This window comes from Hoeflea sp. Naph1, assembly GCF_046837775.1.
Lineage (GTDB): Bacteria > Pseudomonadota > Alphaproteobacteria > Rhizobiales > Rhizobiaceae > Hoeflea.
Window position 1 is genome coordinate 387,501 of record NZ_CP177286.1, and the last position, 25,183, is coordinate 412,683.

General features: G+C 60.7%; 25 protein-coding genes and 1 pseudogene. 12 read left to right on the plus strand and 14 right to left on the minus strand.

The genetic code is table 11. The annotated features are described in order from the left end of the window. The first annotated feature begins 226 nt into the window (after positions 1–226). The 6 genes from ACK6D9_RS01850 (at position 227) to ACK6D9_RS01875 (ending at position 6,084) form a co-directional block, all read left to right on the plus strand. Positions 227–978 (plus strand): IS5 family transposase gene (locus ACK6D9_RS01850; RefSeq protein WP_412049012.1). Its coding sequence is split into 2 segments (ribosomal slippage): positions 227–560 and positions 560–978, totalling 753 coding nucleotides; the frame shifts between segments, so codons are not numbered across the junction. Positions 979–1,124: 146 nt separating this feature from the next. After that, complete coding sequence (locus ACK6D9_RS01855; protein ID WP_322990303.1) at positions 1,125–1,430, plus strand: hypothetical protein; 306 nt, start codon at positions 1,125–1,127, stop codon at positions 1,428–1,430. Between the two features lie 139 nt (positions 1,431–1,569). After that, positions 1,570–2,448 (plus strand): diaminopimelate epimerase, encoded by an 879-nt coding sequence (gene dapF / locus ACK6D9_RS01860; RefSeq protein WP_412050431.1) that lies wholly within the window; start codon positions 1,570–1,572, stop codon positions 2,446–2,448. Beyond that, positions 2,445–3,755 (plus strand): tRNA (N(6)-L-threonylcarbamoyladenosine(37)-C(2))-methylthiotransferase MtaB, encoded by a 1,311-nt coding sequence (gene mtaB, locus ACK6D9_RS01865; protein ID WP_412050432.1) that lies wholly within the window; start codon positions 2,445–2,447, stop codon positions 3,753–3,755. Before dapF ends, mtaB begins: the two co-directional genes overlap by 4 nt. A 38-nt stretch (positions 3,756–3,793) precedes the next feature. Next, on the plus strand, positions 3,794–5,362 hold the full coding sequence (gene ftsY, locus ACK6D9_RS01870) for a signal recognition particle-docking protein FtsY (protein WP_412050433.1): 1,569 nt from the start codon (positions 3,794–3,796) through the stop codon (positions 5,360–5,362). Further along, positions 5,359–6,084 carry a septation protein A gene (locus tag ACK6D9_RS01875; RefSeq protein WP_412050434.1) on the plus strand — a complete coding sequence of 242 codons (726 nt, stop codon included), beginning with the start codon at positions 5,359–5,361 and terminating at the stop codon, positions 6,082–6,084. The genes ftsY and ACK6D9_RS01875 overlap by 4 nt, the downstream gene beginning before the upstream one ends. 86 nt (positions 6,085–6,170) lie before the next feature. Here ACK6D9_RS01875 and ACK6D9_RS01880 read toward each other — a convergent pair whose 3' ends face one another. The 9 genes from ACK6D9_RS01880 to ccmA form a co-directional block, all read right to left on the minus strand. Next, positions 6,171–6,860 carry a hypothetical protein gene (locus ACK6D9_RS01880; RefSeq protein ID WP_412050435.1) on the minus strand — a complete coding sequence of 230 codons (690 nt, stop codon included), beginning with the start codon at positions 6,858–6,860 and terminating at the stop codon, positions 6,171–6,173. Positions 6,861–7,139: 279 nt separating this feature from the next. Beyond that, positions 7,140–7,499, minus strand: a complete 360-nt coding sequence (locus ACK6D9_RS01885; protein ID WP_322987796.1) for a BA14K family protein — start codon at positions 7,497–7,499, stop codon at positions 7,140–7,142. Positions 7,500–7,565: 66 nt separating this feature from the next. Next, positions 7,566–9,347 carry an alpha/beta fold hydrolase gene (locus tag ACK6D9_RS01890; RefSeq protein ID WP_412050436.1) on the minus strand — a complete coding sequence of 594 codons (1,782 nt, stop codon included), beginning with the start codon at positions 9,345–9,347 and terminating at the stop codon, positions 7,566–7,568. A gap of 365 nt (positions 9,348–9,712) precedes the next feature. After that, positions 9,713–10,240, minus strand: a complete 528-nt coding sequence (locus ACK6D9_RS01895; RefSeq protein ID WP_412050437.1) for an NUDIX domain-containing protein — start codon at positions 10,238–10,240, stop codon at positions 9,713–9,715. Positions 10,241–10,311: 71 nt separating this feature from the next. Continuing rightward, positions 10,312–10,860: a DsbE family thiol:disulfide interchange protein gene (locus ACK6D9_RS01900; RefSeq protein WP_412050438.1), complete on the minus strand. Its 549-nt coding sequence runs from the start codon at positions 10,858–10,860 to the stop codon at positions 10,312–10,314. Between the two features lie 40 nt (positions 10,861–10,900). Beyond that, on the minus strand, positions 10,901–11,074 hold the full coding sequence (gene ccmD / locus ACK6D9_RS01905; RefSeq protein WP_322987836.1) for a heme exporter protein CcmD: 174 nt from the start codon (positions 11,072–11,074) through the stop codon (positions 10,901–10,903). A 16-nt stretch (positions 11,075–11,090) separates the two neighbouring features. Further along, the gene (locus ACK6D9_RS01910) at positions 11,091–11,846 is read right to left on the minus strand and encodes a heme ABC transporter permease (protein ID WP_412050439.1); all 756 of its coding nucleotides are present in this window, start codon (positions 11,844–11,846) and stop codon (positions 11,091–11,093) included. Positions 11,847–11,890: 44 nt separating this feature from the next. Further along, positions 11,891–12,553 carry a heme exporter protein CcmB gene (ccmB, locus tag ACK6D9_RS01915; protein ID WP_267654476.1) on the minus strand — a complete coding sequence of 221 codons (663 nt, stop codon included), beginning with the start codon at positions 12,551–12,553 and terminating at the stop codon, positions 11,891–11,893. Then, positions 12,550–13,212: a heme ABC exporter ATP-binding protein CcmA gene (gene ccmA / locus ACK6D9_RS01920; RefSeq protein WP_412051704.1), complete on the minus strand. Its 663-nt coding sequence runs from the start codon at positions 13,210–13,212 to the stop codon at positions 12,550–12,552. The genes ccmB and ccmA overlap by 4 nt, the downstream gene beginning before the upstream one ends. Positions 13,213–13,481: 269 nt before the next feature. Here ccmA and acnA point away from each other — a divergent pair, with 269 nt between their 5' ends. The 3 genes from acnA (at position 13,482) to ACK6D9_RS01935 (ending at position 17,885) form a co-directional block, all read left to right on the plus strand. Continuing rightward, on the plus strand, positions 13,482–16,172 hold the full coding sequence (gene acnA / locus ACK6D9_RS01925; protein WP_322987801.1) for an aconitate hydratase AcnA: 2,691 nt from the start codon (positions 13,482–13,484) through the stop codon (positions 16,170–16,172). Between the two features lie 159 nt (positions 16,173–16,331). After that, complete coding sequence (locus ACK6D9_RS01930) at positions 16,332–17,090, plus strand: DUF1223 domain-containing protein (RefSeq protein ID WP_412050440.1); 759 nt, start codon at positions 16,332–16,334, stop codon at positions 17,088–17,090. A 396-nt stretch (positions 17,091–17,486) separates the two neighbouring features. Then, positions 17,487–17,885, plus strand: coding sequence for a DUF2794 domain-containing protein (locus ACK6D9_RS01935; RefSeq protein ID WP_322987803.1), 399 nt, complete (start codon positions 17,487–17,489; stop codon positions 17,883–17,885). A gap of 75 nt (positions 17,886–17,960) precedes the next feature. On the opposite strand, the gene ACK6D9_RS01940 is transcribed toward ACK6D9_RS01935, so the two are convergent. From ACK6D9_RS01940 to ACK6D9_RS01955, 4 genes are all read right to left on the minus strand, one after another. Then, positions 17,961–18,512, minus strand: coding sequence for an N-acetyltransferase family protein (locus tag ACK6D9_RS01940; RefSeq protein ID WP_412050441.1), 552 nt, complete (start codon positions 18,510–18,512; stop codon positions 17,961–17,963). A 110-nt stretch (positions 18,513–18,622) separates the two neighbouring features. Beyond that, positions 18,623–19,399: a Bax inhibitor-1/YccA family protein gene (locus tag ACK6D9_RS01945; protein ID WP_322987805.1), complete on the minus strand. Its 777-nt coding sequence runs from the start codon at positions 19,397–19,399 to the stop codon at positions 18,623–18,625. 182 nt (positions 19,400–19,581) lie between these two features. After that, positions 19,582–22,137 (minus strand): ABC transporter permease, encoded by a 2,556-nt coding sequence (locus tag ACK6D9_RS01950; protein WP_412050442.1) that lies wholly within the window; start codon positions 22,135–22,137, stop codon positions 19,582–19,584. Continuing rightward, positions 22,137–22,847: an ABC transporter ATP-binding protein gene (locus tag ACK6D9_RS01955; RefSeq protein WP_412050443.1), complete on the minus strand. Its 711-nt coding sequence runs from the start codon at positions 22,845–22,847 to the stop codon at positions 22,137–22,139. The genes ACK6D9_RS01950 and ACK6D9_RS01955 overlap by 1 nt, the downstream gene beginning before the upstream one ends. 71 nt (positions 22,848–22,918) lie before the next feature. Here ACK6D9_RS01955 and ACK6D9_RS01960 point away from each other — a divergent pair, with 71 nt between their 5' ends. Both ACK6D9_RS01960 and thpR read left to right on the plus strand, forming a co-directional pair. Then, on the plus strand, positions 22,919–23,560 hold the full coding sequence (locus ACK6D9_RS01960; protein ID WP_412050444.1) for an arylesterase: 642 nt from the start codon (positions 22,919–22,921) through the stop codon (positions 23,558–23,560). Between the two features lie 181 nt (positions 23,561–23,741). Beyond that, positions 23,742–24,332 carry an RNA 2',3'-cyclic phosphodiesterase gene (gene thpR, locus ACK6D9_RS01965; RefSeq protein WP_322987809.1) on the plus strand — a complete coding sequence of 197 codons (591 nt, stop codon included), beginning with the start codon at positions 23,742–23,744 and terminating at the stop codon, positions 24,330–24,332. On the opposite strand, the pseudogene ACK6D9_RS01970 reads toward thpR, so the two are convergent. After that, positions 24,260–24,718 (minus strand): annotated as a pseudogene (locus tag ACK6D9_RS01970) (low molecular weight protein-tyrosine-phosphatase). The gene thpR and the pseudogene ACK6D9_RS01970 sit on opposite strands and share 73 nt — an antisense overlap. Positions 24,719–24,814: 96 nt before the next feature. Between ACK6D9_RS01970 and ACK6D9_RS01975 the strand changes: the two are divergent. Continuing rightward, complete coding sequence (locus tag ACK6D9_RS01975) at positions 24,815–25,126, plus strand: 4a-hydroxytetrahydrobiopterin dehydratase (protein ID WP_322987811.1); 312 nt, start codon at positions 24,815–24,817, stop codon at positions 25,124–25,126. Positions 25,127–25,183 lie beyond the last annotated feature (57 nt).

Below are 25,183 nucleotides of genomic sequence, written 5' to 3' on the forward strand. Positions count from 1 at the left end.
CTGCGTGGCATAGCGATCACGCGACTCTAGATTGGTCGACCTCATCCTCTTCAAACCCCATCAGGTGGCGGCTGCGCGCCGACCCCGTACAGAAGCAAGACCCCGGCGACTGGATGACGACAAAGGGATTGACTCACACAGGCCCGTTACAGAAGGGGCTGTTGACGTTCGGGATTCCCAAATCACCTGACTTCTGATTCAAGGTTGCAAACGGAGGAGAGCAACCTTGACCCGAAGAGTCCTATCCAATTCGCAATGGGCGATCATCGAACCATACTGCCTGGGTAAAACCACCGATCCCGGACAAACCGGACGTGACCCACGACTTTTCATGGAGGCAGTCCTCTGGATCGTCCGCACGGGCGCGCAATGGCGCGAATTGCCGGGTGAGTTTGGCAAATGGAATTCTGTATTCAAGCGGTTCCGCAGATGGGTCAAAGCGGATGCTTTCTATTGTATGTTCAAAGCATTAGCCTCAGACGCCGATCTGGAATACGCAATGATCGACGGTACTATCGTCAAGGTTCATCGCTCGGGTCAGGGCGCAAAAGGGGGACTCTCTGCCAGGCCATTGGACGCTCACGCGGCGGCATAACGACAAAGATACTGGCTCTGACGGATGCGCTCGGTAATCTCGTCGATTTCTGTCTGATGCCAGGGCAAGCTCATGATCTGCGCGAGACCGATGCGTTGATCAGCGGCTTGTCCGCCGGATATTTGCTGGCGGACAGGGCCTTTGACGCGGATTGGCTGCGCAATGGCCTGCTGGATCGCGGCATAACCCCGGTCATACCGCCAAAATCCAACCGGAGGTTCCCGGCAGAGTTCGACAAGGAAACCTACAAATGGCGGCATTTGATCGAAAACTACTTTGGCAAACTGAAGGAAAACAGAGGGATAGCAATGCGCTCTTGCAAAACCGACCAGAGTTTCAAAGCCTTCATCTCAATTGCCGCAACGCTCATTCACACACGGTAAACGTCAACAGCCCCTAATCCCCGGACGCTGGCACTCGATTAAATTCACTTGTCGCGATGCGTATTGCCCGGCAGCCCTTCACACCAAAGTTTGTGAATTGCGCGAATAAGGGCCAAATTCCTTCGGTTACAAGGGAGGCGCTGCCCATGACAGCCGAAGCGATCAGCCTCGAATTTCTGGCTCAACAGGCAAAGCTCAATATGGACGAGATGCGTCTTGTTCGCAAAGAGTTGGCCGACATGATGCGCCTTGTGAACGCGAATTATGAACTGACCAGAAGGATCGAGCGGCGGCAGGGCGAACTTCGCGACGATGTTGAGTTGACGGTCAAAATGGAACTTGGCGGCTCGCTGGCAAATATCCAGACATCGATTGAATCTCACCTTGCCAGAATCGAGGGCGCGATTAGTGGCGTTGCAGGCCGGGTCGCCACCCTGGGAAACAAGTCCTGAATTGCCCGCCAACGCGAAGATCGAACGTTGGCTGATCAGCAGCAAACAGCGGCCACAGAACACGTAGGTTGAACGCTCCGGCACTGGTAATCGCGGTGCATTTCGGCCATATAGGCCGGAAACAAGCACAGGTCATATCATGGGATCGACGGTTCCTTTCGCCAAGATGAACGGACTGGGCAACGACATTGTCGTCATCGACATGCGTGGCCGCAGCGATGCCGTGACCGCCGAGGCTGCCATCGCCCTGGCTGCCGGCGACAAAACCGGCTTCGACCAGATCATGGCGATCCACGACATCGATCTCGACGGTGTCGATTACCGCATCGATATCTTGAACCGCGATGGCTCTCGCGCCCAGGCCTGCGGCAACGGCACCCGCTGCGTGGTTCAGGCGCTGGCGTCGGAAACCGGGCGCAAGAGTTTCACCTTCAAGACGCTTGCCGGCATACTGACCGCCGAAGAACACGAGAGCGGATTGATCTCGGTCGACATGGGCATGCCGGAATTCCGCTGGGACAAGATCCCGCTGGCCGAAGAATTTTACGATACCACCCGCATCGAGCTTCAGATCGGCCCGATCGACGCGCCGGTGCTGCATTCGCCCTCGGTAGCCTCGATGGGCAACCCGCATGCGATCTTCTGGGTCAAGGAGGACGTCTGGTCCTATGATCTCGAACGCTTCGGACCGCTCCTGGAAAACCACCCGATTTTTCCCGAGCGCGCCAATATTTCGGTCGCCCGGGTGATCGATGCGGCGACGCTTGATCTGCGCACATGGGAACGCGGCGTCGGCCTGACCCGTGCCTGCGGCTCGGCCGCTTGCGCTGCGGCTGTCTGCGCAGCGCGGACCGAAAGAACCGGCCGTCAGGTCACCGTCAACGTGCCCGGCGGCCCGCTCGAGATCGACTGGCGCGCCGACAATCACGTCATGATGACCGGCCCAGCCGAATGGGAATTTTCAGGCTGCGTCAATCCCGAATCCGGCGCCTGGCAGGCTGACGAGGCACCGGCGTGAGCGGGGTTCGGGTTCTCAGCTTCGGATGCCGGCTCAACACTTATGAATCCGAAACCATGCGCAGCGCCGCTGAGAGCGCAGGCCTCAACAACGCGATTCTGGTCAACACCTGCGCCGTGACCGCCGACGCGGTGCGCCAGGCGCGGCAATCGATCCGCCGGGCGCGGCGCGACAACCCGCATGCCCGCATCGTGGTGTCGGGTTGCGCGGCGCAGACCGAGCCGGAAATTTTTGCCGCCATGGAAGAGGTTGATCTGGTGATCGGCAATGGCGACAAGGCGCGTGCTGCGAGCTACCGCAGCCTTCCAGATTTCGGTGTCTCCGAGAGCGAGAAGATCCGAGTCAACGACATCATGTCGGTGCGCGAGACCGCGCCGCAGATGATCGAGGCGATTGCCGGCCAGGCCCGCGCCTTCGTTCAGGTGCAAAATGGCTGCGACCACCGCTGCACCTTCTGCGTCATTCCCTATGGCCGCGGTAATTCCCGTTCGGTGCCGATGGGCGCGGTGGTTACCCAGATCGAAAAGCTGGTGGACAATGGCTACCAGGAAGTGGTCATTACCGGTGTCGACGCCACCAGCTACGGCGCCGATCTGCCTGGCAGCCCCCGTTTGGGCACGCTCGCCGCCACCATTCTCAAACAGGTTCCGGAGCTCAAGAGGCTCAGGCTGTCATCAATCGATTCGATCGAGGTCGACACCACGCTGATGGATCTGATCGCCCGCGAACCTCGCTTCATGCCGCATCTGCATCTGTCGCTGCAGCATGGTGACGACCTGATCCTCAAGCGCATGAAACGCCGCCACAGCCGCGCGGATGCGATCAATTTCTGCCGCCAGGTGAGCGATCTCCGGCCCGGCTTTGCCTTTGGCGCTGACCTGATCGCCGGTTTTCCGACCGAAACCGAAGAGATGTTCGCCCGCTCGCTCGAGATGATCGACGAATGCGGGATCTCGTTTTTGCATGTGTTTCCCTATTCGCCGCGCCAGGGGACGCCTGCGGCGCGGATGCCGCAGCTTGACCGCGGCCTGATCAAGAACCGGGCCGCGCGGCTGCGGGCCAAGGGCGATGTGGCCCATGACGCCCATCTCGACGCCATGGTGGCCAGTGCAGCAACCCATTCGGCGCTGGTTGAATATTCGGGCGTGGCACGGACCGAAAATTTCACCCCGGTGGTTGCGCAAAATGCACCAAGGGGCCAGATGGCTTTGATAAAGGTGACCGGACGTGACAAGGATCACCTGATCGGCGATCTGATCGATGCGGCGGCGGAAGACACGGGCTCCGCTGTTGTCGCCACGGGTTGATCCCGGCCCATCGAATTCAAGAAGGACAACAGGCAGGCATGGCGCTCAACTTCATCAAAAAGGTGTTCTCCTTCGGGCGAAACAAGGAAGCGGCGCCGGATCCTGCGGCGGATGAGGCACGCAGCCCCGAAGCCCCGGCAACGCCTGTTTTCGAGTCCCAACCTGACCCCGCGTCTCCAGAGACCCTGCCGTCCGAAGCCGTACCGCCTCAGGAGGCCGCGACGGAGGCGATGGTGGCCCCCGAGGAACTGGCGGCCGATCCGGTAATCTCTCCGGTCCCGGACGAAACTCCGGAAACCGCAGAGAGCCAGACGGCACCCGTCCCGGCCGATGAACAACCGGTGGCTGCGGCGGATGACGAAAGCCCGACCGATCCCGCCGATGCGGTGGACGAAGGTCTGACGCCGGCAGAGCTTTCCGCAGATCCTGTGCTCGACCCCGAACCAATCACTGAGCCTGAGCCTGAGCCTGAGCCTGAGCCTGAGCCTGAGCCTGAGCCTGAGCCTGAGCCTGAGCCTGAGCCTGAGCCTGAGCCTGAGCCTGAGCCTGAGCCTGAGCCTGAGCCTGAGCCTGAGCCTGAGCCTGAGCCTGAGCCTGAGCCTGAGCCTGAGCCTCGAAAAATTGTTGTTCGCGACACAGTGTCAAGGGCGGAACCCGTCATGACGCCCGAACCTGTGGAAGAAGAAGCAGGCAACTGGTGGAGCCGTCTGCGCAAGGGCCTGTCGCGCACCTCTGGTCAGCTTTCGGGCCAGATCACCGGCATCTTCACCAAGCGCAAGCTCGACGAGGAAACACTGCAGGACCTCGAAGACGTGCTGTTGCAGGCCGATCTCGGCGTCGAGACCGCGCTCAAGATCACCGATGCGCTGTCCTCCACCCGCTACGGCAAGGACATTTCGCCCGCTGAAGTGCAGAAGGTGATGGCCGAGGAAATCACCAAGGTGCTGGGTCCGGTGGCCAAACCGCTGGAGCTTGATCTCAGCCACAAGCCGCATGTCATTCTGGTGGTCGGCGTCAACGGCACCGGCAAAACCACCACCATCGGCAAGCTCGCCGCCAAATTGAGCGCGGGCGGGCTCAACGTCATGCTCGCCGCCGGTGACACGTTCCGTGCAGCAGCTATCGAGCAGCTCAAGATCTGGGGCGACCGCACCGGCTCGAAAGTGGTCTCCACCAAGCTTGGCGCCGATGCGGCGGGCCTCGCCTATGAGGCCTTCGAGACCGCCCGTGCAGACGGCGCCGATGTGCTGATCATCGACACCGCCGGCCGGCTGCAGAACCGCACCGAGCTGATGGACGAACTGGCCAAGGTGGTCCGCGTCATCAACAAGCTCGATCCCGACGCGCCGCACACTGTGTTGCAGACGCTCGACGCCACCACCGGCCAGAACGCATTGAACCAGGTCGAGATCTTCAAGAATATCGCCGGCGTCAACGGGCTGGTAATGACCAAGCTCGACGGCACCGCCCGCGGCGGCATTCTGGTGGCCATTGCCGCCAGGCACAAATTGCCAGTCTATTTTGTGGGGGTCGGCGAAGGCGTCGACGACCTCGAACCCTTTGAGGCGGCTGATTTCGCCTCCGCCATTGCCGGAGAACCAAAATGAGCCCCCGCGACCCCACCGACAACCAGGCCGACGCGACGACCGACGCCGCGGCCCACGTCGAGGAGATCCAGATTTTCGAACGCGAGCCGGGCGATCCCGAGCGCAAGCGCATCAATCCGCTGTTCAAGCTGGCGCTGGAACTGGGCCCGCTGCTGATATTTTTCTTCGCCAACGCCAAGGCCGAGTGGCTGACGGAGCAATATCCGCAGCTGGCCATCCTTGGCAAACCTATCTTCGTGGCTACCGCCTTCTTCATGGCCGCAACCGCCATCGCCCTGACCATCTCGTGGATCAAGCTGCGGACGCTGCCGATCATGCCGATCCTGTCTGCCGGGATCGTTTTCGTCTTTGGCGCGCTCGGCTTCTGGCTGCAGGACGAAACCTTCTTCAAGATCAAGCCGACCATCATCAATTCGATGTTCGGCCTGATCCTGCTCGGCGGTCTTTTCTTCGGCAAGTCGTTTCTGGGTTACGTGTTTGATTCCGCCTTCAAGCTCGACGCGGAAGGCTGGCGCATCCTGACCATGCGCTGGGGCCTGTATTTCCTGATCATGGCAGTGGTCAACGAGTTCATCTGGCGCAATTTCTCGACCGACTTCTGGGTCGGCTTCAAGCTCTGGGGCAACATGCCGCTGTCGATCATCTTCACGCTGGCGCAACTGCCACTGATGCAACGGCATGCGCTGCCGGACGAGGACGCGGAAGAGCCCAAAACGTCATAAACCAATCAGAGACGTCAGATAGTACATTTAACGGCGTTCGGGCCCGGCGGCGTGTCGTAGATGACGATCGCCGGGCCCCAGCGCCCTCAAAAATCGATCAAAGCTCCGGACGCATCGCGATAGGCTTGAAACGTCAGGGACGACAGCATCGCGCCGCCGAAGGTCCTGGCCAGCTCGTCGGGACCAGCAAGGCCCATTTGATCCCGCATCGTCTGCTGCACAAAAATGACGACGTCGGTTTGGTTCGGCGCGATCACGCCAACGATGCGCGCAGCCACGGGCCCCCGTGCGGGATCAGCAAACAACGACATAAACTCGACGGCCGGATGGCTCGAAACTTCTGTAATGCGCCCGCCCAGGATCTTGGCCTCGGGCGGCGGTGTCAGCGACGGGTAGACCTGCTCGTCGATCAGCACAAACAGCCTTTTCAGTCGCTCATCTGTCGTGTCTCCGCTGATTGTCCCCTTCGAGAACGTGACATATTCGAGCAATGTCCCGTCGGGGGACAGAAACTGCAATTCGCCCAAATTACCCTTCTGTTTCGGGAACCGCGTGCGAGTGGTCAAGCTGCCCTTCGAAAAAGGCACGCCCATGGTAAAATGCAGCGGCACCACGCGCTCTTTGGAAACCTCGTACCCGGCATCGATCTTCATCTGCACCTTGACCGACTGTTCCAGAATTGCGCGCCAGTCATAGTCTGGCGCCGTGTCCTGAGCGGTGGCCATGGTTCCAAGCGACAACGCCAATACGGTGGCCAGTGCGATTATACGCAACATCAAATCAAACCTCTCAATTCGCACGTGCCGGTGAATGACGCTGATCTGCCTCAGGGTGAGCAGCAGGATGGGATAGGATTACGATTTTTCCGAGGACCGATAGTGGGTAACGGTCCGCTCGCCGCTAATCGCGGACAACCCGGATTTTGCACGGTCATCTGGAGCGGTGCAGTTGGCCGAATTCGTCAGGACTCTGCGTGAAATGTCGCGATGTGATCGGATGTGAGGTTAGGGCGGCGGAGCTTGGAGCTCCGCTCACCCATACCCGTCAGTGTTGGCTCAATAGGGCGAGCGGCAAGCCCGCCTTCTGCCGTGGTAAGGCTGATAAGTGTTGTCATAGGCCCGGTAGGACCGGTACCGGTTGTAGCAGTAGTCAACATGACTGCGGCTCAGATGACCCCGACGCTCGTGATGACGACGTTCGTGGTGACGGGGCTTGTGGCGGTTATAATGCCGTCTTTGATGGTGGCGGCGGAAACGTTTGCGGTGTCTTTGCCGGACTTCAATGACGCCCGCGCGTTGGGCGGCGGGTTGCTCGACCGCAGCAGCGAGCGGCATGCTCGGCAAGGCGGCGGCCGGCATCAGCGAGGTAAGAACAAAAGCCGCTGACAGCAAGGATTTGATGACAATGCTGGACATGGTTTACTCCTTGATTTCAAAATTTCGAATTGAACTATTCTGGTTTCGAGGCAGTATGAACTAGTCCTATGAGGTGGCTGTACTTTCCAATATCCCCAGTTGGGGACCGTCGGCAACTTCGGGAATGACGTAGGTTTCAGCTCCGACATTCACATCACATCCAGCGGTCCGTGCCAGCAGCCAGGGCCATCCGGTAAGATGATGGTAATGACCATGCTCGGGCAATTCAGTCAGTGACCCGTAGGGCAGCCGTTCCACCATCAGCGCAGCACCGGCCAGCGGGGCCACGTTGTCGAGCACGCCATGATAGATGTCCACGGGCACCGTGATGTCGGCCACATCGAAATCCCACCCCTGGGCATTGAGCACATTTTCCTCGACCATGCCGGACATCCCCGCCGCAGTGCGTTCGGCAAGCATCTCGGCCATGCGTGACCTGATAAACGGGTTCGACAAGGCGGCGACATCATAGGTGCTTTTGGTCTTGCTGATGTAGCGGTCAAAATAGCTGTCCACATTCTGCATGATGGACCGGATCAGGAAGGGCAGCATCTGTCGCAACATCGCCGGCCATTTCCGGCCCAGCACACCCGACATCTGGTAAAACAGGTCCAGGTCGCGCCAGTTGGGGGGCGAATAGGCAGGGTAGGGCGCTGACGACAGAACCACGCGGTCGATACGATCCTGCAATTCATGGGCAACGGCCACGGCGGAGCCCGCACCAAATGACACCGCAAAGATGGAAAACCGGTCCACCTTGAGGTGATCGAGCAATTCCACCACATCGCCGCTGAAATCGCGCAAGCTGGTCATTGCCCTGGGGCTGGACCTGAACCCGCCAGGACGGCACGGGGTGATCAGGCGGATGTCGTGTTTTTCGAGATGGGTCAGCACGCCGGCAGGGTTGCCGACGATATCGACAGTGATCCCTGCCAGGGCATCAAAATGCACCACCGGCCTGCCGGTTTTGGGACCAAGGGTGAAATACTCCAGGATGCGCCCGTCTTTGAGCTGCATAAGCCTGCGCACCCTGTGCTGTTCTTCTTCCGAGGTGCGGCGTTTGCGCAGCACGTTCAGCGGGCCTTTGTGCAAATTCTGGATCAGGTCGACCTGTGATCGACTACCGGTCTTGTTGTAAATCCGCTTCAGATACGTCCGCGCACTCTCGTACGACAATTCAATCTCGGCGGCGGCCTGTTTAAGGTCGCCTATCTGTGTGATCGCGGCGAGCAGATCGGTTTCGCGTCTGGTCAGGCCGTATTTGGCGGCAAAGGCCCGTATGCCATCGTTTTCGCCTGCATCCGTAACCAGCAAAACCGCCGCGGCTTTGGGTGGGAAGCCCATGCGCACGGCTTCGCGCCGGGGCAACATCAGCAGGTTGGCAGCCCCATTGGTCGGCAAGGCCAAGGCGCTCGGTTCGTCGGTACGGTTGATTTGGCTGACCCACTGTTTAAGCGATTGTTCGATTTCGGTGAGCGGGCAGCGCAACAAGGGTGTCGTCGTTTTGTCAAAAAGCCGCGCAATCTTCGGTTGGGCCATCATCGCGCTGTTTTTCATGATCGTCTCACCTTGCTCGTTGATCAGGGCAAGCCCGAAGGAAAAGGTATTGAGGACCGCAGTGTGCTGTCCCTCGCGTTCCTGCAAGTCCACAATGCGTTCCGAAATACTGAACGCGCGCAGAAAATGCTTCGCCATATTGGTAATTGAGGATTGTTGTTGCGACGCTGGCAGCGTTTCGCGTGCCTTTTCGAGGTGCTCGGCAAGCGTGAGCACCAATTCCGGCCAAAGTGAATTGTCCAGAGACGCTTCGTAAACCAGATGGATAAGTTGCTCGGAGTGGTCGGGCATTTCAAAAATCTCGTTAAGTGCAAGACCATAGAGTTTTACACTGAACCTTACTACGATTTTGCTGGTGCCCGTTTTTAGTCTCGAGATTTTGTCAGGATCTTTCCTTTACCGGCAATCAAACATGACTTGGTTGGCGGCCGCATTCCTTGATCCCGACCCGGGCGCAGCTGAACGGTATTTGCGATCTCACACAATGAATTCTCGCGGGATGCGGCGGCGATCATGCTTCCGGTGCCAATGGCCACTTTTGAGCGCTCGCCGGAAAGGTCCTGAAACCGACCATATTGCCGACGATCAAAACACCCCCTGTCCTGGCCGCTTCCTCCCTTAGCAATCCTCCACCGATACATTCATTCAGCCCCACCCTACCCCGCATTGCCGAACGGTCCGGAATAGCCCTTTTCCATCACCTCACGCTCGTGGCCGAGCATCCAGTGCACGGTTGGAAACGCGATCTCATCCACCGGCAATTTATCCCAGTCGAACAGTTCCACTTCCAGGCTTTCCTCGCCAACACCGTAAAGCGCAGCACCCGCGCCCGGGTCGATCAGCTCGGCGCGCCAGATCAGCTGCACCTGGCTCAGGCGTGGCACCGAATAGATTGCCAGCAATTCACCAAGCTTGAGATTGGCCAACGCCTCTTCGCGCGCCTCGCGCTTGGCACCGTCCTCGGGCGTCTCGTTGAGTTCAAGATAGCCCGCCGGCACGGTCCAGAAGCCACGGCGCGGCTCGATGGCGCGGCGGCACATCAGCACCTTGCCCTGGTGCCGGACCACCGAGCCCACGACAATGCGCGGGTTCTGATAATCGACAAAGCCGCAGGTGCGACAGACATCGCGTTCATGGGTATCGCCATCAGGTGTCAGGCGGTCGAATTGTTTGGGCATGGTCATGGCACAAACATAGGGCCAAATGCGCACCAAAACGAGATCAGTTGTTCGGAGGTATCGTCAGAGTATGTGGCTCAACTGCCCGTTTGCGCTTTTTCGATTTCCGGCATCAGCTTGTCGCGCAGGCTCTCTTCGGTGAACGGACCGATCTGCTTGAACACGATCGTGCCATCGGGTGCCACCAGAAAGGTTTCGGGGATGCCATAGACGCCCCAGTCGATCGCTGCCTTGCCGACCGGGTCGACACCGATGGCGGCATAGGGATTGCCCAGTTCACCGAGAAATTTCAGCGCGTTCTCGTTCTTGTCCTTGTAGTTGATGCCCACCAGCACCACCCGCGGATCGCGCGCCAGCTCGAGCATGAACGGATGTTCCTGCCGGCAGGGAACGCACCAGGAGGCAAAGACATTGACCAGCGCCAGCTTGCCGGCGATCGCCGCATCATTGAGCGCCGGCAATTGCGCGCCGTTCACACTCAGCCCGTCTAGCGGCGGCAGGTCCAGCGACGGCGCCTGCGAGCCGATCAGCACCGAGGGGATTTCGCTTGAATCACGGCCGAATTCGAGTTGATAGTAAAACACGCCGGCCAGACTGATGAACAGAATGAATGGCAGGAACGCCACCAGCAGACGGCGTTTTCCGTGGGGGCCTGCGCCGCGTCGCTCATTGACTGGAACCCGTTGCCGTTTGCGAACGCCGGCGTATGCCTTGCGCCTCCAGTTCGGCCAACTCGCGCTTGCGCGCGCGGCCATCAAGAAGGATCGACACCAGCACCCCGACCAGCGTCACCGCCGTCGCCGCATAGGAAAGAAACACGAAGCTTTCGTGGCTCATCAGACTTGTCCCTTCGCGCTCAGCGCCCGATCGACTGGGCGGCTTGCCGGCGCATTGCCCGCACCCGCCGGCGCCAGATCTCGTTGCGCATAGCCATCAAATGCAGCGTGAAAAAGACCAGCGTATAGGCAAGCCCCATTACCAGCAACGGATAGAGCATCGACGGGTCGATGGTCGGACCATCGAGCCGCATCACGCTCGCCGGTTGATGCAGCGTGTTCCACCAATCGACCGAAAACTTGATGATCGGGATATTGATGAAGCCGACCAGCGTCAGCACTGCGGCAGGACGCGCCGCGCGGGACGGGTCATCCATCGCCTTGTGCAGCGCGATCAGCCCCAGATACATCAAAAACAGCACGAACACCGATGTCAGCCGCGCATCCCAGACCCACCAGGTGCCCCACATTGGCCGGCCCCACAACGAACCGGTCAAGAGCGACAGGAAGGTGAACGCCGCGCCAATCGGCAGCGCCGACTTGGCGGCAACATCCGCCAGCGGATGGCGCCACACCAGGGTGCCGACCGAGGCGATTGCCATTACCGAATAGCACATCATTGCAAGCCAGGCGGCGGGCACATGAATGTACATGATCTGCACGGTGATGCCCTGCTGGTAATCCGCGGGCGCAGCAAACGACATATAGAGCCCGACCGCCAGTACCAGCACGGAGGCCACGGTCAGATAGGGCAGAATGCGCCCCGAAAGGGCAAGGAACCGGGTCGGGTTGGCCAGCCCGGTAAACCAGCCCTGGGAGATCGTGGTGTCGCTCATGGGCTTTTTCTAATGCCTGTCGGGGCTGGTTTCAATGAAATAGATCAATCTGCCGCACCCTTCAGCGCCGCCGCCGAAGCCACGGGCCCGAGGGCTGCAAAAAACAGCGCGATTGCCGACAGGATCATGAACGGTGGCCAGAACGGGTCAGGGTCGGTGACCGCGGCGTAGGAGGCGCTGACGCCGAAGATCAGGATCGGAATTGCCAGCGGCAGGATCAGGATCGACACCAGCAGCCCGCCGCGCGGCAGGGCGACGGCCACCGCGGCTCCAACCGCGCCAATGAAAGAAATCGCCGGCGTGCCAACGAGCAGCGTCAGCATCACCGCCCCGGTGGAAATGGCGCTCATGTTCATCAAAAGGCCCAAAAGCGGTGCCGCCAGCACCAGCGGCAACCCGGTGGCAAGCCAATGCGCCAGGCTCTTGACGAACACGGTAAGCACCAGAGAGAACCAGTCCTGCATCGCCAGCATGTCGAGCGAGCCGTCTTCGCGGTCGGCCTGAAACAACCGGTCGAGACCCAAAAGCGAGGCCAGCAGCGCGCCGATCCACAGGATTGCCGGGCCGATCCGCGCCAGAAGGTTGAGATCCGGGCCGATCCCGAAGGGAATGACCGCCACCACGGCGAGAAAAAACAGCACGCCGAGCATCGCCGCCCCGCCCGAGCGGGTGGCAATCGCCAGATCGCGCTTGAGCAGCGCCCTCATGACCAGGCCTCCACGGCATCGAAGGCGGCACGGTGATCGCCGCTGAGCTCCAGCGTCTTGACCGGATCAAGCCCCAGCGGCTGGTGGGTGGCCGCAATCGCTATTCCACCGCCGGACAGGTGCTCTCTCACAAGATCGGCAAACAGCGCTGCTGATTGTTTATCGAGCGCTGCCGTCGGCTCGTCGAGGATCCACAAGGGCCGCCATACCACCAAGAGACGCGCCAGCGCGATCCGCCGCTGCTGACCCGCAGACAGGTAGCCGAATGGCAGGTGCGCCACGCCGGTAAGCCCAACTGCCTCGATCGCCGCATCGGCCGAGAGCCCGGTGCTGCTGTCACCGCGCTGAAAGCTTTTCCAGAAATCGAGGTTCTCCGACACCCGCAATTCGCGCTTCATGGCGTTGCGGTGCCCCAGATAATGGGCGTGTTCGGCAACCGCCATATCTGCCCCCGCATCGTCGCACAGCGAGAAATTACCCGAATCAGCCCGCAGCAAACCCGCCAGAATCCTCAGCAGAGTCGATTTTCCTGCACCATTAGGTCCTGTGACAATCAGCGCTTCACCGCGCGCCAGCGTAAAACCGACATTGTCGAACAGCACGCTGTCGCCGCGGCGTCCCTTGAGATTGGTGGCTATTGCCTGCATCGGCCCCCGCATTTCGGCCGCCGCGTTCACCGCGCCGGACCCGCCCAAAAAACATTCGCATGGGCCATTGGTTGATCTGGCACCTTCATACGAAAGAATCTATAAGACCTGCAACCACGCCAGCGGTCGGCGTGAATTCCACCTAGTGCCGAACATGACAGCCGATCAGGCGTCACGGGCGGACTGCGGAAATGACCGTACCCGCACCCTTCTCCACGCGATCAGCGTGAACAAGGTGTTTGCCTTCAAAATTCGGCTGAACTGACGAAAGCGAGTTGCTCGTGGCCAAATCACTCGACAGCTTCAACTGCCGCTCCACCCTCAAGGTCGGTGACACCGACTATGTCTATTACAGTCTTGTCGAAGCCGAAAAGAACGGTTTGACCGGCATTTCTACACTTCCCTATTCGATGAAGGTAATTCTCGAAAACCTTCTGCGCAACGAGGACGGCCGCACGGTCAAGAAGGACGACATCCTCGCCGTCGTCGCCTGGCTTACCAACAAGGGCAAGGCCGACGCTGAAATCGCCTATCGTCCGGCCCGCGTGCTGATGCAGGATTTCACCGGCGTCCCCGCCGTGGTCGATCTGGCTGCGATGCGCGACGCCATGGTGGCGCTCGGCGGCGACCCGCAGAAGATCAATCCGCTGGTACCGGTCGATCTGGTCATCGACCACTCGGTGATTGTCGATGAATTCGGCACACCGACCGCGCTCGCCCACAATGTCGAGCGTGAATATGAGCGCAACGGCGAACGCTACCGCTTTTTGAAGTGGGGCCAGCAGGCATTCAAGAATTTCCGCGTCGTGCCGCCCGGCACCGGCATCTGCCATCAGGTCAACCTTGAATATCTTGGCCAGACCGTGTGGACCAAGGAAGAAGACGGCGAAATCACCGCCTATCCCGATACCTGCGTCGGCACCGACAGCCACACCACCATGATCAATGGTCTCGGTGTGCTCGGCTGGGGCGTTGGCGGCATCGAGGCCGAAGCAGCCATGCTCGGCCAGCCGATTTCCATGCTGCTGCCGGAAGTCATCGGCTTCCGCCTCACCGGCGCGCTCAAGGAAGGTGTTACTGCCACCGACCTGGTGCTGACCGTGGTGCAGATGCTGCGCAAGAAGGGCGTTGTCGCCAAATTCGTCGAATTCTTCGGCCCCGGCCTTGATTCGATGTCGCTGGCCGACCGCGCCACGATTGGCAACATGGGCCCGGAATACGGCGCTACCTGTGGCTTCTTCCCCGTCGATGACGAAACCATCCGGTACCTGACCATGTCAGGCCGCGAGCAAGACCGCATCAAGCTGGTTGAAGCCTATTCCAAGGCACAAGGCATGTGGCGCGACACCAGCGCTGCCGAGCCGGTGTTCACCGATACGCTCGAACTTGACCTTGGCACCGTGGTGCCGTCGATGGCTGGCCCGAAGCGTCCGGAAGGTCGCATTCCGCTGGAAGGGATCGCTGCCGGCTTCGCCCAGTCGCTGGTGGACGAATACAAGAAGCCCGGTCAACTGACCAACCGCTACCAGGTCGAGGGCGAGGATTACGATCTCGGCCATGGCGATGTGGCCATTGCCGCCATCACGTCGTGCACCAACACCTCCAACCCGAGCGTGCTGATCGGCGCAGGCCTTCTGGCCCGCAACGCCCGCGCCAAGGGTCTCAAGACCAAGCCATGGGTGAAAACCTCGCTGGCTCCTGGCAGCCAGGTGGTGGCCGAGTATCTCGAAAAATCCGGCCTGCAGACCGATCTCGACGCACTCGGTTTCAACCTTGTCGGTTTCGGCTGCACAACCTGCATCGGCAACTCCGGCCCGCTGCCCGCACCGGTCTCAAAGACCATCAACGACAAGGGCCTGATCGCCGCCGGCGTGTTGTCGGGCAACCGCAACTTCGAAGGCCGCATCTCGCCTGACGTCCAGGCCAACTACCTGGCTTCACCGCCGCTGGTGGTGGCCTATGCGCTGGCAGGTTCGGTGCAGAAGGACCTCACCGTCGAACCGCTCGGTGAGGACCAGGACGGCAACCCGGTATTCCTCAAGGATATCTGGCCAACCAGCCAGGAAATCCAGGAATTCATCATGAAATACGTCACCCGCGAACTCTACGCGGCCAAATATGCCGACGTGTTCAAGGGCGATGAAAACTGGCAGGCCGTTGAAGTGCCGTCGAGCCAGACTTATGCCTGGGACGACAATTCGACCTATGTGCAGAACCCGCCTTACTTTGAAGGCATGGGCAAGACCGGTGCGGGCATATCCGACATCAAGGGCGCGCGCGTGCTGGGTCTGTTCGGTGACAAGATCACCACCGACCACATTTCACCGGCTGGTTCCATCAAGGCACAGTCGCCTGCAGGCGCCTATCTGATGGATCATGGGGTTGGCGTGATGGACTTCAACCAGTACGGCACCCGTCGCGGCAACCATGAAGTCATGATGCGCGGCACATTTGCCAATATCCGGTTGCGCAATCACATGCTCGGACCAAACGGTCGTGAAGGCGGATACACCTTCCATTACCCGTCCCGCGAGGAGGTTTCGATCTACGATGCAGCCATGCAGTACAAGGCCGAAGGCGTTCCGCTGGTGATTTTCGCCGGTGCCGAATACGGTAATGGCTCGTCGCGTGACTGGGCTGCCAAGGGCACCAACCTGCTCGGCGTTCGCGCCGTCATTGCCGAGTCCTACGAGCGCATTCACCGCTCCAACCTGGTCGGCATGGGTGTGATCCCGTTTGTCTTCGAGGAAGGCACAAGCTGGGAGAGCCTCGGCCTTAAGGGCGACGAGACCGTCACCATCGACGGTCTGGCCAACATCCAGCCGGGCGAGAAGAAGATCGCCAAGATCACCTTTGCCGATGGCACGGTCAAGGAAGTGCCGCTGATCTGCCGCGTCGATACGCTCGATGAGCTCGGATACCTCAAGAATGGCGGCATCCTGCAGACAGTTCTGCGCGATCTTGCCGCCTGACCGAACTCCGGTTCGACCACCATCAGACGCCGGGGCACTGCCCCGGCGTTTTTCGTTTGAGCCTGTCACCGCAACGTGATTTGGTCGTGTCCGTCGCTCGGGGATAACATCCCTTGAGAAGTACGGATCATGACGCCAGCTACAACGGACCCCAAGTTTATGACTTCCCGCGCATTCATACTCGCCCTCGCTCTCCCCGCGCTCACGGGGATGTTCGTCGTGGCTCAGCCAGATGCCGCCACGGCCGGCAATTTCCGGGGCGTGGTCGAGCTGTTTACCAGCCAGGGCTGCTCATCCTGCCCTCCCGCCGATGCCGAACTGGGCCGGCTGATCGAGAGCGGAGAGGTTCTCGGCCTGAGCTATCATGTCGATTACTGGAACTATCTCGGCTGGGCAGACACGCTTTCCAATGCTGCCAGCACCGCGCGCCAGCATGGCTACGCACGCAGCCTCAAGCGCAAGAATGTCTACACGCCTCAAGCCGTGATCAATGGCCGGGACCACGCCAATGGCGCCGATGGTGCTGCTGTCGACTCGCTTCTGAGCAAGCTCTCGGCCGCCGGCCAGGGGCTGACGGTCGGTGTCGAAGCAAGCCTTGACGACAATGGTTTGAACATTTCCATCGATGATGGCCAGGGCGAGGCCAGCATTGTCATCGTCTATTTCAATCAAGCCACCACCGTCGACATCAAGAAGGGTGAGAACGCCGGCCACGAGATTACCTACAAGCACAGCGTGCGCGAGGTTGAGACCGTGGGCATGTGGGACGGCGACGCCATCAGTCTGAAACTGCCACCCTCGGTGCTCGCGGCCCACCCCGGCGTTGGCTGCGCAATCCTGTTGCAGGTGGTTAGCAAGGACGGCACCCCCGGCCGCATCCTCGGCGCAGCAATGATTGAAGCCAACGAATACGGATAAAAAAGAGACCGGCCAGAGGCCGGTCAAAATCAGGGTTTGGGAGTTGCCAAGCAGTAGGCCGCGGGAACGACTTCTGCCGGTTGATCCGTCCCGGGGACTCCGAGGGGGCTGGGGGGCTATCAATCCGAAGTCCCCGGTTCAGACCGTTTGAGGCAACGAGCAGAGAGTTGACGCCAAATCGGGCGGGGATTTGGCCAAAATGCGGCTCAAATATGCCTTCGGCCGGTTTCCTGACCGAATGCGGTAAACAAAGGCGACCGGCTGATGTGTTTCGTGATGCTGCACTGCCGCATGATCGCGCCGTTATCAGGCGGGCAAAAAACCGCCTCCATCGCCTTGAATTCGCGCCCATGTCAGGCAAACTGCTGCCATGAACATTGATTTGCAGGCCACCTGATGGCGGACGGAGCGGATTACTCCACACGCCGCAGCCCCAAGGGAACCGCGGCCCATACCGCGACCGTGGATCTCGCAGAGATGCGTCGCCGCAACACGCCCGAACCGGTGACCTTCCACCGTCGCGAACTCGATCTTATTCTGCGGGTCTATGGCCGCATGGTTTCCGAGGGGCATTGGCGTGACTACGCCATCGACCATTTGCACGACCGTGCCATTTTCTCAGCCTTTCGCCGTACCAGCGAAGTGCCGCTTTACCGGATTGAGAAAGATCCCTCTCGCGCCCGCAAGCAGGGGGCCTTCTCGATCATTTCCGCCTCCGGGCTGGTGCTCAAGCGCGGACAGGAACTCGAAATCGTGCTGAAATATTTCGACAAGGCGCCACGGCTGGTGCGGTAGATATCGCAAACAGTTTGTTTGTCCCGGCGCGATGTTACCCACTGGCACGCAGAGCAGAGCAAACGCGACCCCGCCTTATCCCGCAAACAGGGTGCCTGGATAGCTGTCGGGATCCGGATCGGTGGCCTTGCCCTCGCCCAGCGGCCTTTGCATGAACACCGTATCGAGCCAGAGGCCAAGCTTGTGACCGGAACCGGCAATCATGCCTGCGCTGACAAATCCGGCTTTCTGGTGGACCGCGATGGAGGCCGGGTGAGCACCACCGATTACCGCCACCATCTGCCGGAACCCCAGCGTTTCGCATTGGCCTATCAGCGCTTCGAGCAAAGCCAGACCAACGCCCTGGCCGCGCGCCTCGGGCGTCAGATAAATCGAATCCTCAACCAGCCAGCGATAGGCCGGCCTGGTCCGGAACGCCGAGGCATAGGCGTAACCCAGAACCCAGCCATCATCGTCGGTGGCGATCAGATAAGGATAGAAGTTTTCCCGCAGCGCCGCCATTCGCCGTCCCATCTCGGCCTCGTCGGGTGTCATGAGTTCATAGCTGGCGACACCGTTTTGCACGCTGTCGGAATAGATCCGGGTGATGGCGGGCAGATCAGCGGAAGTCGCATCGCGGATGATCATCGGGTACCAGTCCAGTGAGGGCAGACCTTCGGTTTAGCGCCAGCGCGAAACGTCGCCAACAAAAAAGGCGACCCGAGGGCCGCCTTTTTTCGAGATCCGATGTGTTGCTGCTATTCGCGGTTACCCAGGAAGTGCAGCAGGAACATGAACAGGTTGATGAAGTCGAGATACAGACGCAGCGCACCCATGATCGCCTTGCGGCCGGCGGTGGCGTCGGTATCACCCTCGTAATACATTTCCTTGATCTGCTGCGTATCGTAGGCGGTAAGGCCTGCGAAGATTAGCACGCCAAGTCCTGAAATGACGAACTGCATCATCGGTGACTGCAGGAAGATGTTGACCACCATCGCGATGATCAGGCCGAACAGACCCATCATCAGGAACGAGCCCATTGCCGACAGGTTCTTCTTGGTGGTGTAGCCATACAGCGACAGCGCGCCGAACGAAGCGGCGGTGACGAAGAAGGTCTGCGTGATCGACGCCCCGGTATAGACCAGGAAGATCGACGACAGCGAGATGCCCATCATCGCGGCAAAGGCCCAGAACGTGGTCTGTGCCGCAGACACGCTCATCTTCTCGATGCGGGCGCTCAGGAAGAACACCATGCCCAGCGGCGCCAGCATGACCACCCACTTCAGCGGGGAGCCATAAAGTGCTGCGCCAAGGCCGGTCAGCATCTTGCCGTTGCCGAGTGTTGCCACAGCGGCAGCCGGATCGTTTGTGGTTGCGAACAATGCGATCGCGTAGGCTGCGACACCGGTAATGCCGAGGCCCATTGCCATCAGGTTGTAAACGCGCAGCATGTAGGCGCGAAGGCCTTCATCAATGGCAGCGCCTGCATGGGCGCCATTGGCTACGCGGACATTCGAATTGCGAAAGTCAGCCATGTTTTCCTCTTTATAAGCCCTGGTGTTGTTTACGGTGTCGGGCTCCATAACCCAGGCGCCGCTGCCGGGCTCCAGCATGCCTGACTACAATATGAGGATGATCAACGCTCACGGCAAGCCCCTTGATCATTCATGACGTACAAAAACCAGCCTAAATGCTTAATGATTAAGATGGTTTGGCCCTAAAGCTCACGTAAAACAGGTGCAGCCTTTTGTCCAAGCACCCGCCAGGTGCCCAACAGGCCGATCCCGACGGTGACCAGCAGCGCGCCCGCGAGCGTCGCCAGCGCGATATCCGGCATGAAACTTGATGGCAGCGTCATGATCCGGCTGACGACAAACCAGGCCGCAACGCCGCCAAACGCCAGCGCAAACAACGCCGTGGCAAGCCCCAGCAGGCCATATTCATAGACATAGGCACGAATCAGCGTTGCCCGGGTTGCACCTAGCGTCTTCAGCACCACCGCGTCATGGATTCGCGAGCGGTTGCCGGCCGCCAGCGCACCGGCAAGCACCAGCACCGACGCCACCAGCGCCACCAGCGCTGCCGCACGGATGGCGATGCCGATCTGGCCCACCACCCGGTTGGCCAGTTCCAGCGCGTCCTTGACGCGGACGCTGGTAATGGTCGGATAGGCCTGGGTGACGGCGCGCAACACCTCGCCTTCGAGCGCCGCGTCGGCGCCCGAATCGGACAGCGTCGCCATCCAGGAATGCGGAGCGCCGGCGAACGTGCTGGGTGAAAACACCATCACGAAATTGATCGACAGCGATTCCCATTCTACATCGCGCAGATTGGCGATTTTCGCGGTAATCGAGCGCCCCAGCACCGACACAGTGATGGTGTCGCCGACGCTGAGCCCCAGTTCACCGGCCTCTTCGGACGAGAACGACACCAGCGGTTCACCCTGATAATCGGCCGGCCACCATTGCCCCGCCGACAGCCGTGAATTTTCCGGCAGGTTCTTGGCATAGGTGACGCCGCGGTCGCCGCGCAGCACCCAGCGCGCCTGCGGCGGCACATTGTCGACGCTGACGGCTTCGCCCTTGAGTTCGGTAATCCGGCCCCTGAGCATCGGCACCTTGATGATCTTGCCCTCAGGCGCCAGGCTCGACACCACCTTCTCGAATCCGTCGATTTCACTCGACTGGATATCGACAAAAAAGAAATTCGGTGCCCGATCGGGCAGATTGCCAGAGAGTTCACGCCGCAAATTGGTGTCGATCAGCGCCAGCGTAACCAGCAACGCCAACCCCAGACCCAGCGACAGCACCACCGACGGGGTCAGCGCACCGGGACGGTGGATATTGCCGATGGCAAGCCTGAGCGGCGTCGAGCGGACGGTGGGAAACCGGCGGGCGGCGGCCTGCACCGCGTGGCCGACAAGCCTGAGCACGGCAAACGCCACCGCCACGGCGGCAACGAAGATGCCGGCAATGCGGCGGTCGTCGGCAAACCAGATTGCCGCAGCACACAGGGCTGCAAGCGTCAGCCCGGCGGTCAGCAGATAGGGCCAGCGCGGCAGGCCGCTGGCTTCAAACCCCTGCTGGCGAAACAGCGCCGTGGCCGGAACTTCGCCGGCGCGGCCCAGCGGCAGCACCGCAAACGCAAACGCCGTCATCAGGCCAAAGCCGGCGGCGATGGCCAGCGAACCGGGATAAAACGAGGCATCGATCGAAATCGGGATCACGCTCGACAGCGCACCGGCGGCGAAAAACGGTGTCACAGCACCCAATATCAACCCGAGCACCACACCGAAGCCGGCAATCAGCATCACCTGGATCAGGTAGATCGCCACCACCAGCCGGGCCGGTGCGCCGACACATTTGAGCGTGGCGATCACGCCGCGCTTGCCTTCAAGCCAGGCACGCACCGAATTAGCAATGCCCACGCCGCCAACGATCAGCGCGGTGAGCCCGACCAGCGTCAGGAATTGAGAAAACCGCTCGATATTGCGGGTCAGCGCCGGCGCCGCGTTCTGGCTGGTGCGGACCTGCCAGCCGGCATCGGCAAAACGCTCTCCGGCCTCGGTACCAAGCGCCGCCAGTGCGCGCGCATCGGTGTCACCGTCAAGCCTTATCCGGTAGCTCTGTTCAACCAGGCTGCCCGGCCGGACCAGCCCGGCGGCATCCAGCGCCTGCCGCGAAATCATCAGCCGTGGCGCAAAGCCAAAACCCTCGGACAGGGCATCCGGCTCTGTGATGATCGCAGCGCGAATTTCAAACTGCGCCTGACCAACCAGAACCTCGTCACCGATTTTTAGTGCCAGTCGGTCGAGAAAGATCGGCGCCACAATGGCGCCATAGACGCCATCCTGTTCGGCAAACACTTCATCCAAAGTCAGTGCCGGTTCGATCACCAATTCGCCATAGAGCGGGTAGACGTCATCAACGGCGCGCAGTTCGACCAGCGACTGGTCGGAGCCATCAGGCAGCCGCGCCATGGTGCGCAGCCCAGCGCCCGACGAGGACGTGCCGAGTGATTCGAGATAAGTTCGCTCGGCATCGCTGAAGTCGCGGTTCTCGACCTCGAAGCGGATGTCGCCGCCAAGAATTGTCCGGCCTTCCGACGTGATCGACCCGGTCATCATCTCGGAAACCGAGTTCACCGCAGCGATAGCGCCGGTGCCAAGCGCCACGCAGGCGAGAAAAATGTAAAATCCCGACAGCCCGCCGCGCAATTCGCGCAGCGCCAGCCGCATCGCGAGACCGAGCCGCAGGCGATTGGCCGCGGCCATCAGGCGATTGCCTTTGCTGCTGCCGCAGCCTCTTCATCGGTATCAACGATCCGCCCAGACCGCACCGATACCTGCCGGTCGCAGCGATCAGCCAGGGTAACGTCGTGGGTAACCAGCAACAGCGTCGAGCCGCGTTCGGACTGTTTTGCAAACAAAAGATCGGCGATCTGTCGTCCGGTTTCGCCATCGAGATTGCCGGTCGGCTCATCGGCAACAATCAGCACCGGATCCGGCGCCAGCGCCCGGGCAATCGCCACGCGCTGCTGTTCGCCACCCGAAAGCTGTCCCGGATAATGGGTCAGACGCTCGCCAAGCCCGACCGCCACAAGCTCCCGCCGGGCGCGCTCGAAGGCATCGGCACGGCCGGCAAGTTCCAGCGGCACCGCGACATTTTCGAGAGCCGTCATGTTGGGAATGAGATGGAAGGACTGGAACACGATGCCGATCGAGCGACCGCGCACGGCGGCAACCGCATCCTCGCCGAGCTGGTGCAGAGCGTGGCCCGCGACATGGACTTCGCCGGTGTCGAGCCGTTCAAGCCCGGCAACCACCATCAGCAACGTGGACTTGCCGGAGCCCGACGGGCCGACGAGGCCGACCGATTCGCCCTTGGCGATATCGAGATCGATGCCTTTGAGCACATGCACCGACGAGGCCCCGTTTCCAAGCGTCAGATGCGCCTGCCGGAGTTGAACAATGGATTGAGACACGGGCAGGGTATCCTATATGGAAAGGCAACGGGCGACGGACGGACTGTTGTCGAGCACTTAGGAGCCCATTGATGCATTTTAAAGGTTTGATCGCCGCGTTGTTTTCCATCGCCGCTGTTTTCGCGCTGTCTGGCCAGGCCAAGGCTGAGGGCGCAGTGAAGCTGGTTGGCTTCGGCGATAGCCTGATGGCGGCCTATAATCTTGCCGCAGAAGACGGTTTTCCAGCCCGGCTCGAGGCCGAATTGCGCGCCCGCGGCCACGATGTCGAGATCATCGATGCCGGTGTATCGGGCGAGACCACCTCGGGCGGGCTGGCGCGGCTCGATTGGTCAATTCCCGATGGCGCTGATGGCGTCATCCTCGAACTTGGCGCCAACGACGCGCTGCGCGGCCTGCCACCGGAAAAATCCCGCGAAAACCTGGAGGCAATGGTCGCCCGGCTCACCGAACGCGGCATTCCGGTGCTGCTGGCCGGGATGTTGGCGCCGCCAAACATGGGTGCTGACTATGAAACCAGCTTCAACGCCATCTATCCCGACCTCGCCGCCAAGTACGATCTGACGTTCTATCCGTTTTTCCTCGATGGCGTGGCTGGCAATCCTTCGCTGCAGTTGTCGGACGGCATGCACCCCAACCCTGAAGGAATCAGCACCATGGTCGAGCGTTTTGCACCCGTTGCCGAAGCGTTCCTGGCACGAATCAAGGGCGGGTAGAGAGGGCCGCCCCACAACACGCATCCTGCCCACAGCTCATAAAGCGCGAAACCGCGAGGCCGGCCGGTCCGGCGATAGCGGTGGGCAAGCAGCACCTTTCGGGCACGGCATGCATTCGGCGCTTGCTCTTGGCCCCGTCTCATGATTCGCTTGAGCTATCCGACGATTCGGGGAGATCACGATGCCAAGGCTCTTCACCGCACTCGAAATCCCGCGGGATGCGGCTATGTCGCTCTCCCTCTTGCGCGGCGGATTGCCCGGCGCGCGGTGGCTGGATGTCGAAAATTATCACATCACCTTGCGTTTTATCGGCGATGTCGACGGACCAACCGCCGACGAACTGGTCAGCGCGCTAGACCGCATCGATCGGCCGTCGTTTCCGCTGACACTGGCGGGAATGGGCTCATTCGGCTCCAAGAAGCCGCATTCGATCTGGGCCGGCGTCGCGCCCTCAATCGAACTCAAGGCGCTGCAGGCTGAAATCGAGCGGATCTGCCAGCGGCTGGGCCTTGCCCCCGATCCGCGGCGGTTTTCACCTCATGTGACGCTGGCGCGACTCAGGAACCCGCGGCTTGTCGATGTGGTCGACTATCTCGGCGGCCGCGGCGATTTCCGCGCACAGCCCTTCGATGTCGGTCGCTTCGTGGTGATGTCGGCACGCGATTCGGTCGGCGGCGGGCCCTATATCGTCGAGGAGGCCTATCCGCTCGGCTGGCGCAACTCGGTGCCGAGCCTGGAAACCAGCTGGGTGCAGCCGTCGCGCAGCAACTGATAGACATCCTCGAAGCCATCAACACCGCCATAATAGGGGTCAGGAATGTCGGCGCGGGAGGCCACAGCATACTCGAGAAACAAATGGATCCGCTCATGCCGGGCAGCCGGCGCACGGGCCAGCAGGGTCGCCTCATTGGCCCTGTCCATCGCCAGAATCAGATCAAACCGGTCATAATCCCCATCCACCACCTAGCGCGCCCGCTGCATCGAGATATCGATCCCGTGGCCGGCGGCGGTTTCCACCGAACGCGGATCGGGCCCATCGCCCGCATGCCAGTTACCGGTGCCGGCCGAATCGACCGCGACCATTTCGTCCAGGCCGGCATCCATCAGGCCTTGCCAGAAAATGCCTTCGGCCAGCGGTGACCGGCAGATGTTGCCCATGCAGACGAACAATACCGAAAATTGAGCCTTTTTTCCGCCACCCGCTGCACTAGTCTGTTTCATAGTTGTACAGTTCCTCTGACCCCGGAGTAGCCCATGTCGCGCCCGAAACTCGATAGCACAGCCGTTTTAGAAAAGCTCGCCAGCGTTCCCGACTGGGCGGTGGATGCAGGTGAAACCGCGCTCACGCGACATTTCAAGTTTGCCGATTTCAGCGAGGCCTTCGGCTTCATGACCCGCGCAGCACTGGTTGCCGAGAAGCTCGATCATCATCCCGAATGGAAAAATGTCTACCGCAGCGTCGAGGTGCGCCTGACCACCCATGACGCCGGCGGCCTGACCGGGTTGGACTTCGATCTCGCCACCGCGATGGACCGGATTGCCGCCGGGACCGGCGCCAAACGTTGAAGCAGGCACGCCAAATACCCATATGGCAAAGATCGATCATCTGTCCCGGAGGACATC